The sequence below is a fragment of the Paenibacillus pini JCM 16418 genome (genome assembly GCF_000576305.1).
Lineage (GTDB): Bacteria > Bacillota > Bacilli > Paenibacillales > Paenibacillaceae > Paenibacillus_AQ > Paenibacillus_AQ pini.
In genome coordinates this window covers 17,076-29,874 of the sequence record NZ_BAVZ01000009.1, presented here as the reverse complement: position 1 = coordinate 29,874, position 12,799 = coordinate 17,076, and the positions used below count along the sequence as shown (strand labels likewise).

At 41.9% G+C, this 12,799-nt stretch carries 11 protein-coding genes and 1 pseudogene; all 12 read right to left on the bottom strand.

The features are described 5' to 3' along the window. Positions 1–270: 270 nt before the first annotated feature. The 12 genes and pseudogenes from JCM16418_RS13760 to xseA all read right to left on the bottom strand — a co-directional run bounded on the left by JCM16418_RS13760 (position 271) and on the right by xseA (position 12,796). Positions 271–1,269, bottom strand: coding sequence for an anti sigma factor C-terminal domain-containing protein (locus JCM16418_RS13760; protein WP_158442433.1), 999 nt, complete (start codon positions 1,267–1,269; stop codon positions 271–273). Next, the gene (locus JCM16418_RS13755) at positions 1,256–1,762 is read right to left on the bottom strand and encodes an RNA polymerase sigma factor (protein ID WP_036649900.1); all 507 of its coding nucleotides are present in this window, start codon (positions 1,760–1,762) and stop codon (positions 1,256–1,258) included. The genes JCM16418_RS13760 and JCM16418_RS13755 overlap by 14 nt, the downstream gene beginning before the upstream one ends. A 274-nt stretch (positions 1,763–2,036) precedes the next feature. Then, positions 2,037–2,840 (bottom strand): sporulation transcription factor Spo0A, encoded by an 804-nt coding sequence (gene spo0A / locus JCM16418_RS13750; protein ID WP_036649898.1) that lies wholly within the window; start codon positions 2,838–2,840, stop codon positions 2,037–2,039. 195 nt (positions 2,841–3,035) lie between these two features. Then, a complete protein-coding gene (spoIVB, locus tag JCM16418_RS13745; protein WP_148298815.1) occupies positions 3,036–4,373 on the bottom strand; it encodes a SpoIVB peptidase in 1,338 nt (445 codons plus the stop codon). 100 nt (positions 4,374–4,473) lie between these two features. Then, positions 4,474–6,210: a DNA repair protein RecN gene (gene recN / locus JCM16418_RS13740; protein ID WP_036649894.1), complete on the bottom strand. Its 1,737-nt coding sequence runs from the start codon at positions 6,208–6,210 to the stop codon at positions 4,474–4,476. Between the two features lie 43 nt (positions 6,211–6,253). Further along, positions 6,254–6,703 carry a transcriptional regulator AhrC/ArgR gene (gene ahrC / locus JCM16418_RS13735; protein ID WP_036649892.1) on the bottom strand — a complete coding sequence of 150 codons (450 nt, stop codon included), beginning with the start codon at positions 6,701–6,703 and terminating at the stop codon, positions 6,254–6,256. Between the two features lie 27 nt (positions 6,704–6,730). Continuing rightward, on the bottom strand, positions 6,731–7,222 hold the full coding sequence (locus JCM16418_RS13730; protein WP_036649889.1) for a hypothetical protein: 492 nt from the start codon (positions 7,220–7,222) through the stop codon (positions 6,731–6,733). Between the two features lie 147 nt (positions 7,223–7,369). Further along, positions 7,370–8,233, bottom strand: a complete 864-nt coding sequence (locus JCM16418_RS13725) for a TlyA family RNA methyltransferase (protein ID WP_036649887.1) — start codon at positions 8,231–8,233, stop codon at positions 7,370–7,372. Between the two features lie 26 nt (positions 8,234–8,259). Further along, positions 8,260–10,166 (bottom strand): annotated as a pseudogene (dxs, locus tag JCM16418_RS13720) (1-deoxy-D-xylulose-5-phosphate synthase). 116 nt (positions 10,167–10,282) lie between these two features. Then, entirely contained in the window at positions 10,283–11,158 is an 876-nt protein-coding gene (locus JCM16418_RS13715) for a polyprenyl synthetase family protein (protein ID WP_172679234.1), read from the bottom strand. A 26-nt stretch (positions 11,159–11,184) separates the two neighbouring features. After that, on the bottom strand, positions 11,185–11,442 hold the full coding sequence (gene xseB, locus JCM16418_RS13710; protein WP_036649882.1) for an exodeoxyribonuclease VII small subunit: 258 nt from the start codon (positions 11,440–11,442) through the stop codon (positions 11,185–11,187). Next, complete coding sequence (xseA, locus tag JCM16418_RS13705) at positions 11,429–12,796, bottom strand: exodeoxyribonuclease VII large subunit (RefSeq protein ID WP_036649880.1); 1,368 nt, start codon at positions 12,794–12,796, stop codon at positions 11,429–11,431. Before xseA ends, xseB begins: the two co-directional genes overlap by 14 nt. Positions 12,797–12,799 lie beyond the last annotated feature (3 nt).

Sequence of the window (12,799 nt, the reverse complement as noted above, 5' to 3'; positions counted from 1 at the left end):
GCCCTACTTCTTATTTACCGTAATGGTAATATCTTTATACTAAATTTTTTCTAAGATCATATCCAGCCAAAAAATTGTAACCTATTGATAAGCGAAGTTATTCGCACATGATTACCCATAAATTGAATTATATACAAATATACGAAGAGAGGGGATTTGTATCAAAAATAGTTGGTATTCGCTTTCATTCTACTCCTATTCGTCTCATAAATATGTAATTAATATAAAAAACCAATAAACCAAAACGGTTTACTGGTTAACATGTTAATTTTAATACTTATCAACTATAGCGCCCAACACAGCTCCGCGGACATAGCTCTTATTTTGCAAAGCATTTAATGTCTTTGCACTACCTGTAACTACAACACCTATGTTATGCACCTGATCCTTGGTTGGCTCTGTTTTATTGCCTCTTAATTTATCGAAAATCTGTTGATATTGCCAATGATAATTACCTTTTAGGGCTAACCCATCCTTTACATATGTGATGAACTTTTCCTCGTTATTTTCAAAATATTCTTCGTTATCGATATAAGCAGCATATCCAAATACGTTGTTGTTCGAAATAGGAAGCATGGTCTCACCTAAAAATGTAATGTATTGAGGTGTATACGTATCTACCCAGTACCATCTGGCATGAATACCGGAAGGAAGCATGTTGCGGATTTCCTCTAGGGTATAGCCCTTATCGAATGAGATTGCCATCTCCACTCTTTTTTCCGCATTCATTTTACTTAATTCACTTAGCTCATTCATCATCTTAGTATACTTGACTTCAGGGTGATAAAATAACAATTCTCTCTGCCCATTAAGCACATTATAGGATCTGGTGAAGTTCATTCCTTGCTTAACCATATCGGGATCAACAATGCTAATAGGAGAATATCCCCCATCAAACTGCGAAAACTGACTCAGAACATTATAATGAATCTTCATTTCCGCCCATGGAAGAGGGATTCCTTCAATGACTTTATAGGTCTTATACTCTGCTGTTCCACTCCCAAAACCATCAAGTGATTGAAATTCACCTAGACTGACGTTCGGATCACTAATCTGCTTATAATAAGAAATATCGGAATGAGCTTCATCAAAACTACGCGAAAGCAGCAACCGATTCACAATCATTAATCCGATTAAGATGACAAATGTACATAGGACAGAAATGATAATATTCCGCAAAATCGTTTTTCTTCTAGTCTTTTGTAGCAGTTTATGAAACTGTTTCTCGTTATCTTCACCAAGTGCATCAGAAAACTCATTGTTCATCATTCGGATCTCCCTCATATATTTTTTTAAATAGATTTCTCGCTCGGTATAAATCCGTTTTTATCCGTTCTGATTTTAAATTCATCAATCTGCCGATTTCATCATAGGTCAGACCCATTTCGTATTTAAGGATGAGTACCTGCTTGTACTTAAGTGGGATCTGATTTAGCAATCCACGCACCTCTTGACTCTTTTCCCTTTGTAAATAGCTACTTTCAGGTGAATGGTCATCTATAATCGATACTAAATCAATGGGCACGCTCTTTCCTCGTTTAACTTCTTTCCTGTAAAGATCATAATATTTATTCGTTGCCACCTTAAACAGCCAAGCCATGAATTTCGCCGGTTCAATCGAATCAATATTAGACAGCCCTTTCAACAAGGTATCTTGTACAATTTCTTCTGCATCTGCTGGGTTTGCCCCGATTCGAACTAAATAATGCTTAATTATTTTTCCCCTCTGCATTAATTGTTTAATGAATTCATCATTGTTCATTGTCCGCTCCTTTCCACACTTGCATAACGAAAACTTTTGATGATATGTATACAAACTTAGGAAAATAATTTTTACAAAGCATAACAAAAAATACCGCACTTTATTGGATTTATGATAAATCCAATAAAGTGCGGTATTCTTGGCATGATGTATACAAGTTTAAATATATCGTAATGGTAACGCTTTAGTTTATCGAAGCGATAAGGAGAATCATTAATAAGTTATTGCGAACAAGCCTTCAACCTATCGTAAAAATTCCCCGTCACTAGGCGGTTTACGAAACCTTATGCTCAATTCTAAGCTTGTCAGCAACCATCGCTATGAACTCAGAGTTCGTGGGCTTAGATTTGCTGATGTTTATTGTATAGCCAAACAAATGGCTGATGCTGTCGATGTTACCACGAGTCCATGCTACTTCTATGGCATGGCGGATGGCGCGTTCCACGCGGGAAGGCGTAGTTTTGAATTTTTCAGCGATTGCTGGATAAAGCGTTTTGGTAATCGCTCCCAGGATTTCGATATTGTTATACACCATTGTAATGGCTTCTCTTAAGTACTGGTATCCTTTAATATGTGCGGGTACACCAATTTCATGTATGATGGACGTGATATTTGCATCTAAATTTTTACCTTTTGCCATTGGGACTACATTTGATTTACTAAAGGAGAAAGATGAAGAGCCTGTAGTCACGCTTTGCTGACCAACCAATTGACGAATTCTGCTCGCGAGAACCTCCATATCAAATGGCTTAAGAATATAATAAGAAGCCCCGAGCTGCACCGCTCTTTGGGTGATATTCTCCTGACCAAAAGCGGTCAGCATAATGATTTTGGGCTGCGGAGATAAATTCATTTCACGCAGTCGCTCTAGAACACCAAGGCCATCCAAATGAGGCATGATGATATCTAATATCAGCACATCGGGAGCTTTCCGGGATTCATTAATCATATTAAGCACTTCCTCGCCATTATAGGCGATTCCTGTTACCACCATATCTTCTTGGTCTGTAATGTATTCTGCGAGTAAGTTCGTAAATTCCCGATTATCGTCTGCCAACAAAACCTCAATTTTTTGCACTGGCTACTTCCTCCTTAGAATCTCTTCGTTAATTTTCATTTTATTTGTGCAAAGAATAGTTTTCGACATCGGACTTTGAATTCCTTCTGTCGAAAATTATTTTTGTTTATTTTTTTGTAATATTGATTTATAATTATTTATTTTATACATCGTTCGTTTTTATTCGTTTAAATACGACAAAAAATCTTAAGGCGTTTAACTAGCCTTAAGATTTTGTTGTTCCCTGTTCGCTTGCGGCATAACGCCTGAATCTTGAAGCATCCATTCGATAAAACATCCATACCCTGATTTAGGATCGTTTACAAACACATGAGTTACAGCCCCGATTAACTTGCCGTTCTGAACAATGGGGCTTCCGCTCATCCCTTGTACAATCCCCCCAGTTTTCTCGATCAGTTTGGGGTCGGTTATGCGAATAACTAATCCTTTGGTAGCGGGTTCATCTTGTTTAGCTACATGAACGATATTGACTTTAAAGCGCTCAACCTGCTGCCCATCGACAACGGTCAAAATTTCAGCAGGTCCTTCCTTCACTTCACTGGCAAAAGCAACAGGTATTCCTTCACTATACAAGCTGTGATCCGGATTCTTGTTCATTTTCCCAAATATACCGAAATGAGTATTGCGCTCAATATTTCCTAAGATTTTACTTTCTCTTATGAAGCTTGCTCTTTTCTCACCTGGTTCGCCCTCAGAACTTTTAGATATTGAAGTAACGTTCGATTGCAGAACTTCTCCGCTTCCCACAACTATGGGCGTTTGCGTGTTCATATCTGTGATCACATGTCCTAATGCTCCATATACGCCTTGGTCTGGTGCGTAGAAGGTCAATGTGCCGACCCCTGCTGCAGAATCACGTATATACAAACCAAGCCTCCAAACACGATCCTCAGCGTCGTATGCAGGTGATAACTTGGTAGTCATCACTTTGTCGCCGCGTTTAAACGTAATTTCTAAATTTTGCTTTCCTTTACCTGCTTCTTCAACAATCTGAGCCACCTTGCTCACATCTTGCAATGGGACAGCATTCATATGGGTCATTAAGTCGCCCAATTGAATTCCAGCATTTTCCCCAGGAGATATTCGTGTTTGTTGATTAATGTTCACCAAGTGATGTCCTACAACTAATATTCCGGCTGATTTAACTTTAACACCAATAGTCTGTCCGCCTGGAATAACCTTAAGTCCGGGTACAACTTGGATTTGCACTGTTTTAATCGGGATCGCACCGAATAATTTCAATGTCACTTTCGCTACACCACTTTGCCGGGGGTGCAGTTGAAGAGGATGAGCTGGAGAGACATGAGAAGTGGTTTGTGCTGAATTATGATTTAGTTGCAATACATCCGGCCGATCAACAGACGCTTGAGCATATACAGGCATCGCAAGCTCCAACTTGTTTGTTTCACCTGAGAACAGACGAAGTTCATTAGGTAAAGCAGCATAACTCTGGACAGGGACGGTAGTACCAAGGAAACATAATAAAAAGACCGTAGTAAAAGCGAGCATTTTATTCCTGAGGCTGGAGTTCAATGGCTGTCACGCTCCCTTTGTGTTTCGCTTGACGAAAGGTGGTCGCCAATTGCGTACCTATAAGATTACCTTGCCCCCAGCCTTTTATAACTGTCAATCATTACGCTGGCGCGGATTTGACAGCCTTTCGCTCTTCAGCCAACTTCAGCATATCTTGGGCATGATGGAGGGTTTTATCGGTGATTTCAACCCCGCCTAACATTCGAGCCAATTCTTCCGTGCGGCCTTGATGATTTAACGACTCTACGCGAGTCATGGTACGTCCCTCTTCAATGTTCTTCTCAATTAAATACTGATGGTCTGCCATACATGCAACCTGCGGTAAATGAGTGATGGAGAACACTTGACAGCTTGAAGACAATTTATAGAGTTTCTCAGCTATAGATTGCGCAGCTCTACCACTCACACCTGTATCCACTTCATCAAAGATAAGTACAGGAATCCGATCATGCCGTGCAAAAATACTTTTGATGGCTAGCATCATTCTGGACAATTCGCCACCAGAAGCAATCTTACTAAGCGGCCGCAACGGCTCACCTGGATTCGGCGATATCATAAACTCAGCATTATCCATACCCTGCTTCGTGAGCCTCACCTTATGTCCACCAATTTCGAAGCCTCTGGCATCCTCAAGCAGCTCCAGACGAACCTCAAGCGACGTACGTTCCATATGGAGATCCTTCAGTTCACTTTCCACCTGTGAAGCTAAATCTCCAGCACATTTCTTTCTAACTTCACTTAGCGCGATCGCAGCTACCGATAATCCCTGCAACATACCATCCCGTTGCTGTAAAAGCTGTTCAAGACGCTCATCTTTATTTTCGAGGACACTACTTTCTTTAAGAATACTATCGTAATAAGACATGATCTGATCCACACTCTCACCATATTTACGGCGCAGTGTCGCAATGAGATCTAGACGTTCTTCTACTTCTTGAAGCCGCTCAGGATTGAACTCCACTTGGTCTCTATAATCCCTTAGCTGAAATGCTGCATCTTCAAGCTGATAATAAGCAGACTGTAACTGTTCGAGCACAGGCTTTAAGCCTTTTTCATCATACTTGACGACATCTTGGAGACGTGAAACGGCTGAGCTTACAGCTCCTAGCCCCTGGTTGCCGTATAGTATATCGTATGAATCTGACACAGAATCCATCATTTTCTCACTATGGGATAGCTTGACCCTTTCTTCCGAAAGCCATTCATCCTCACCCGATTTTAATGATGCTGCTGAAATTTCTTCTAATTGAAAACGGTATAAATCGAGCATTTGATAAGCTTTTTTACTGGAATCCTGCAACTCCCTTAGTTCTTTCTCCACCTTCACAAAAGCACTGTATTGCTCTTGATAAGCCTTCTTGATCGGACCAATCACGGCTTCACCGTATGTATCGAGTAGATGCAAATGTCGATCTGGGCGCAAAAGGCTTTGGTGTTCATGTTGTCCATGTATGTTCACCAGCAAGTCACCAATCTCACGCAACATGCTCAAATTAACGAGCTGACCGTTAATTCGGGAAGTACTTTTCCCTTGTGCGGTTAGTTCTCTTCTAATGACCAAATGCTCTTCATCATTCGCTGAAACGCCTATATTTTCAAGGGCAGCCCAAACAGGATGGCTTAATTGAAGCTCGAAAAGAGCCTCAATCTCCGCTTTATCACAGCCATAACGAATCAAATCAGCAGATCCCCTACCCCCAGCGACCAAACCAAGAGCATCTATAATAATCGATTTACCCGCACCCGTCTCACCAGTAAGAACATGAAAGCCAGGGTAAAAGTGTACATCTACGCTTTCAACAACCGCTAAATTCCGGATACTTAATGTTTGTAACACAGAATAGCCCACCTCCGCCTAAATTCAATGCTTAGATTAGGTATTACGAAATGAATGCCATGACTTGCTTGACTAAGCTTTCGCTATCCTCATTGGTTCTGCAAATCATTAGAATCGTGTCATCGCCGCAAATCGTACCCATAATCTGATTCCATTCCATGTTATCAAGCAAGACCGCAACTGCATTGGCTGTCCCTGGTAAGCATTTCATGACAACCAAATTATTGGTGTAATCAATGTGAACAAAGTTATCAATAAGCGCACGTTTTAATTTCTGGATTGGATTATAGCGTTGTTCTGTAGGAAGTGAATATTTATATCTCCCATCATCCATAGGTACCTTAATCAGTAACAGTTCTTTAATATCACGTGACACGGTAGCCTGGGTTACTTGAAAGCCTGCTTGTCTTAACGCTTCCACCAAGTCATCCTGCGTTTCAATTTCTCCATGTGTGATTATTTCTCTGATTTTAATATGTCGTTGTCCTTTCATAAAGGCCTCCTGTAATTACATGTATATTTAATCATCATATCCAATCCATTCCTCTTCATCCCAATCAAAATGGATGCGTCGTATTCCGTTCTTACCTAATTCCATATCTATATAAATTAGACCACCACACTCTGGATAAAGCAAAAAATAAGGAAGCAGCTGATCTCTGATTCCACTACCCGTCCAATCCATCGGAAGCCGTTTACGGGATATTTTCACCAAGTAGTATATATCTTTACGATCTTTAACTACATAATCAATAAATAACCGGCTGTGATATTCCTGCTGCTGGTTAACTTCAAAATACAAAGGGATTTTAATTCGACCACCCATTACCTCATACCCGACTTTTTCCAGTAGATCCAATGCCGGATGCTCGGGAATCCAATCATTCAAAGGTACACTCTTAGGTAACCGCGATTGTGTATTAAACATCCAGCTTTTAAGTTTGAAAACAATCAATACAACAATGAGCAACCCGATCAAGAGCATAAGAAGCTCGTCAGAATGTCCCTTCATTCCCATCACCTCTCGTGAACCTATTCGAGAGATCATGAAAAAAATCCTTTTTTTAACACCATTATAATCCAAACAAACGTTCTCATCAAATATAAACGATGAAATGGTTCATTTATACACAGTCAGTTCTGAATTAAAAGAAACTCATCACTTAGATGAGTTTCCTGTAAAGGTCTGAGTAGCCTGATTAACTACCTCTTTGATTATGGATTCTAATGATTCAGAATCTTTTGTTGTATCCGTTGTGTCTTCCATCACATCATTCTCCGGCATTAACCGCCAATGGACAAGAAATTCAATATTACCTTCGCCGCCCGTAATTGGGGAAAAAGTTAAGTCCTGCAATTGAAATCCCTGCTCTTGAGCAAAAGACAGCACATGCTGTAAGACTTCCTTATGAACAGCCGGATCACGCACCACGCCTGACTTACCAACCTTCTCTCGCCCAGCCTCAAATTGTGGCTTGATAAGTGCGGCGATATCTGCAGGTCTCTGAAGCAAAGCCTTAAGTGGTGGCAAAATAATTCGAAGAGAAATAAACGAAACGTCAATACTTGCAAAATTAGGTGTAGGTCCCTTCAAATCATCCGGTGTCATATAACGAAAATTTGTTCTTTCCATCACATTCACACGCTCATCATTACGCAGCGACCAATCAAGCTGGTTATAACCAACATCAATCGCATAAACGTATGATGCGCCATTCTGAAGTGCGCAATCCGTAAATCCTCCAGTAGAAGACCCAATGTCAAGCATGGTTCGATCCGTCATCTGGATGCCAAAGGTTTTTAATGCCTTCTCCAGCTTCAAGCCGCCTCTGCTGACATAAGGGTGAATCGAACCCTTCACTTTGAGTTCAGAATCGCGCGGAATTTTCATTCCTGCTTTCTCGATACGGTCTCCAGCGGCATACACAAGCCCAGCCATAATGGAAGCCTTTGCCTTTTCACGGCTATCGTAAAATCCTTGCTCTACAAGCAAGATGTCAATCCGTTCTTTCGGTACATTCATTGTGATCTCCTGATCTGCCTTAACATTTAGGATGAGAATCCTGTTTTGCCAATGCCATATGGATGGTTGGACATGAACTGCTTCATCTCCGTACATACTGCTTCAGCTGTTAATCCTGTCTCTTCACGTTGTTCCTTCACACTTCCGTGCTCGATAAATCGATCTGGAACCCCCATGAGCGACACCCTAGTATCAAAAATGCGATTCTCCGCATAAAATTCCAATATTGCAGAACCCAAGCTTCCTGCTTCGCTCGCTTCTTCCAATACGATCATATTCGTATGGCTATTCGCGAGTTCGAGCAGCATTTCATGATCCAATGGTTTAAAGAATCTCGCATTAATAACACGAAGCTGCACGCCTTCACGCTTAAGGATTTCAGCTGCTTCAAGTGCAACCTGAACCATAGGTCCAGCCGCGAGTACAGCATAGCCTTCACCTTCACGAACTGTCTCCCATTTACCAATTGGTATAGGTATCAATGTCTCGTCAAGCGTAACTCCAAGACCGTTAACCCTTGGATAACGGTAAGCAATAGGACCATCGTTATACTCTAACGCTGTTTTCATCATGTGTCTTAGCTCATTCTCGTCCTTCGGCATCATCATCACCATATTCGGGATATGACGCATAAACGCTACATCAAATACACCCTGATGGGTTTCGCCATCAGCACCAACAAATCCAGCCCGGTCAATCGCAAACATAACATTCGCATTATGTCTGCAAATATCATGCACAATTTGATCATAAGCGCGCTGCATAAAAGTGGAATATACCGCAAATACCGGCTTCATCCCTTCCATAGCTAGTGCTGCACACATGGTTGCAGCATGTTGCTCAGCAATACCTACATCAATCATCCGGTCAGGAAATCGCTCGCTGAAAGGAATTAAACCAGAACCACTTGGCATAGCAGGCGTAACTGCAACAAGTCGCTTATCCTGTTCACCAAGTTCAATTAGGGTTTTAGCAAACACATCTGTGTACATTGGATTACCGACCGATTTTAAAACTTGACCCGATTCAATTTTATATGGAGAAATGCCATGCCATTTATAAGAATCTGCTTCTGCAGGCTTATAGCCTTTACCTTTAGTAGTTAATACATGGACAAATACAGGTCCACGAACGTTGTCGGCCTGTTTAAAGGTTTCGATCAGCTTGTGCATATCATGGCCATCTACAGGCCCCAGATAAGTCAGACCAAGTTCCTCGAATAACACACCTGGTACCATCATGTATTTCAAACTATCTTTTACGCGCTCCGCGGTCTTCGCAAGCTTGCCTCCGATAGCTGGAATTTTCTTCAATAGCATTTCCACTTCGTCTTTGGCACGTAAATAGTACCGATCTGAGCGGATTTTGCTTAAGTAATTATGCATAGCTCCTACATTAGGTGCAATGGACATTTCATTATCGTTAAGAATGACCATTAGGTCTTTCTGTTCATGACCGATATGATTTAATGCTTCAAAAGCCATTCCGCCTGTTAGAGCTCCATCGCCAATCATGCAATAACTTTGTTATGCTCACCCTTCAAATCGCGAGCCAAAGCCATGCCCATTGCTGCCGATAACGAAGTACTACTATGTCCAGCTTCCCAAACATCATGATCGCTTTCATTGCGCTTCACAAAACCACACAGACCGTTAGCTTTACGTAATGAATCGAACCGATCCATTCGGCCAGTAAGTATTTTATGAACATATGCTTGGTGACCTACGTCAAATATAAATTTATCTTCTGGGCTGTTATAGCAGTAATGCATGGCTAGCGTGAGTTCAACTACTCCCAAGTTTGATGCAAGATGCCCACCAGTAACAGATAGTTTCTCAATCAAGAATTGGCGGATTTCGGCCGCCACAGAAGAGAGTTCTTCAACCGATAGTGATTTCAATTGTCCTGGCTGTTTAATTTGTGGAAGCAGCACGTCAATCTCCCCGCTTTCCTTCAATTTATTATTTATGAATCATCATTTATCTATTATATGCTTCGATTCTTTTCGCCATTATATCACAAATCATTTAGCTTTCCTAAGAACGCTTACTAATGGTCCCTGTTTAGTAAATAATCTGCAATTTCTAATAATCGGCTAGGATCATTCAAATCTGCACTCAGCAAGGCTTCCTTACCTTCACGAGTTAACTTCTCCACTTCAGTACGGGAGGCATCTAGTCCGATAAAATAAGGGTAAGTCACTTTTTGTTGTTCCACATCACTCTGTGTTTTCTTACCAAGTTTATTTTCATCACCAATCAGATCTAAGATGTCATCTTGAATTTGAAAAGCAAGCCCAATTTTAAGGCCAAATGTACGTAAAGCTTGAAGCTGGTACTCGTTCGCACCAGCAATACGTCCCCCCGCGAGAAGTGAGAAGACAATAAGATCACTAGTTTTGTGAATATGGATATATTGGAGATGAGCTAAGTCTGTTAAACCCTGCTCTCCCTCCATATCAGCAATCTGCCCACCAACCATACCGCGAGGTCCCGCCATTTCGGATAATTCCTCAATGATCGAAAGCACTGATTCTGCATTCACCCCATACTTACGATGCATTTGTGAAATGTTATAAAAGGCATGGGTCAAAAGAGCATCCCCTGCAAGAATTGCAGTCGCTTCTCCATAAACTTTATGATTCGTCAGCTTTCCGCGACGATAGTCATCATTATCCATAGCTGGTAAATCATCATGGATCAGCGAATACGTATGTACCATCTCAACAGCGCATGCGGCTTCAAGAGCTGCCTCTTGATTACCGCCCAGTGATTCGCATGCGGACAATACAAGTAATGGACGTAGCCTCTTCCCGCCCGCCATTAGTGAATAATTCATAGATTCAGATAGCGAAGTAGGTACTAGCCATTCCGAAGGCATCAAATCTGCCAAATGACTTGTCACTTGATCAGACATTAGTGACATATACTTCGGAAAGGGGAGCCGATTACTCAAGCGAGGTCACTCCCGTCCAAATCCAATTGGTTACCAAAAGGCTTCTTACGTAACTCTCCATCTTCTTCTACGATCATTTCGATCCGACGTTCCACTTGTTCAAGCTTTTGGCTGCACAGTTGAGAAAGTTTCATGCCTGATTGAAATAATTCGATCGCTTTTTCAAGAGGAACATCTCCATGCTCGAGCTCACCTACAATGTCCTCAAGCTGAATCATTGCATCTTCAAAATTAAGTTCTTTATCCTTCGCCATGATTCTGTGCATCCTCCTTCTTAGCCCATACTTGGGCGGATATTTGCCCGTCACTTACTTTTATTTGAATCTGATCACCAAGCTGTACATCCCCAAGTGATTTAATTAAACGATCCTGCTGCTCATCATAAACCAAGCTGTAGCCACGGGACATTACTTTGAGTGGGCTCAGTGCGTCCAGCTGACGTATACTGGTTCTCATACGAGACTGATTATCTTTAATAATAGCTTGCATCGACTGAAGGAGCTGTTTTCTATTCACTTCTGTCCGTTGTCTCGCCGATATCATCTGCTCCTTAGGATTATATCTCATCAAAGCATGATGGATACGTGCCTGACGTTCACGTTGCAGCTTCGAGCGATTCTGCAACGTGCCAGTAAGACGCTGCCTCAGCATATCTAGTCGCTCCGCATGTTGCAGCATATAGCGGCGCGGATGAACTAGCACGGAAGAACGCTGTAAAGCTGACAAACGCTGCCTGCTTCTTAGGACGCGTTGTTGTAATGACTGCCGTAGCAACCTTTGTTGTTGCCTGATTTGGCCCTTTAATTCAGCAGTATTGGGAACAGCAAGCTCCGCAGCTGCAGTTGGAGTCGCCGCACGTAGATCAGCGGCAAAATCCGCAATCGTAAAGTCGGTCTCATGACCGACAGCCGAAATAACAGGAATCTCAGAAGATCGTATGGCTCTTGCCACTGACTCTTCATTAAATGCCCACAGCTCTTCAAGCGACCCTCCACCTCGACCGACAATAAGTATGTCAGCTTCTTCCATCCGGTTCATATTGTTTATAGCACGCACAATAGCGGGAGCTGCTCCAGCTCCTTGTACAAGGACTGGATGGAGAATGACTCGGGCTTGAGGATACCTACGCTCAAGCGTGATGATGATATCACGTACCGCTGCACCGGTTGGTGAAGTAATCACACCAATCGTTTGAGGAAAAGCAGGGATACGCCGCTTCCGATCCGCCGAGAACAAGCCTTCATCGTCAAGCTTTTTCTTCAGCTGCTCGTATGCAAGGTAAAGACTACCAATGCCATCTGGCTGCATTTGTGTAGCGTAAAATTGATATTGACCATCTCGCTCATAGACCGTTACATTACCTCTAGCAATCACTTTAGCGCCTTCTTTAGGCACAAAGGGAAGCCTCTGATTGTGAGAGGCAAACATAATTGCCTTAATACGACTGGCTTCATCTTTTAACGTGAAATACATATGTCCACTGGAATGGTGTGTGAAATTGGAGATTTCACCACGAATCCATACATCGGAGAGTACATTATCCGAATCCAGTTTCATCCGGATATACCGGCTCAGATCCTTAATCGAATAAATATTCTGCGGTTTCATCTC

What these genes read in the sequence shown, in the direction of transcription:
- xseA (WP_036649880.1), bottom strand. Translation starts at nt 12,796, where the DNA reads ATGAAACCGCAGAATATTTATTCGATTAAGGATCTGAGCCGGTATATC.
- xseB (WP_036649882.1), bottom strand. Translation starts at nt 11,442, where the DNA reads ATGGCGAAGGATAAAGAACTTAATTTTGAAGATGCAATGATTCAGCTT.
- JCM16418_RS13715 (WP_172679234.1), bottom strand. Translation starts at nt 11,158, where the DNA reads ATGTCACTAATGTCTGATCAAGTGACAAGTCATTTGGCAGATTTGATG.
- JCM16418_RS13760 (WP_158442433.1), bottom strand. Translation starts at nt 1,269, where the DNA reads ATGATGAACAATGAGTTTTCTGATGCACTTGGTGAAGATAACGAGAAA.
- ahrC (WP_036649892.1), bottom strand. Translation starts at nt 6,703, where the DNA reads ATGAAAGGACAACGACATATTAAAATCAGAGAAATAATCACACATGGA.
- JCM16418_RS13730 (WP_036649889.1), bottom strand. Translation starts at nt 7,222, where the DNA reads ATGAAGGGACATTCTGACGAGCTTCTTATGCTCTTGATCGGGTTGCTC.
- JCM16418_RS13725 (WP_036649887.1), bottom strand. Translation starts at nt 8,233, where the DNA reads ATGAATGTACCGAAAGAACGGATTGACATCTTGCTTGTAGAGCAAGGA.
- JCM16418_RS13755 (WP_036649900.1), bottom strand. Translation starts at nt 1,762, where the DNA reads ATGAACAATGATGAATTCATTAAACAATTAATGCAGAGGGGAAAAATA.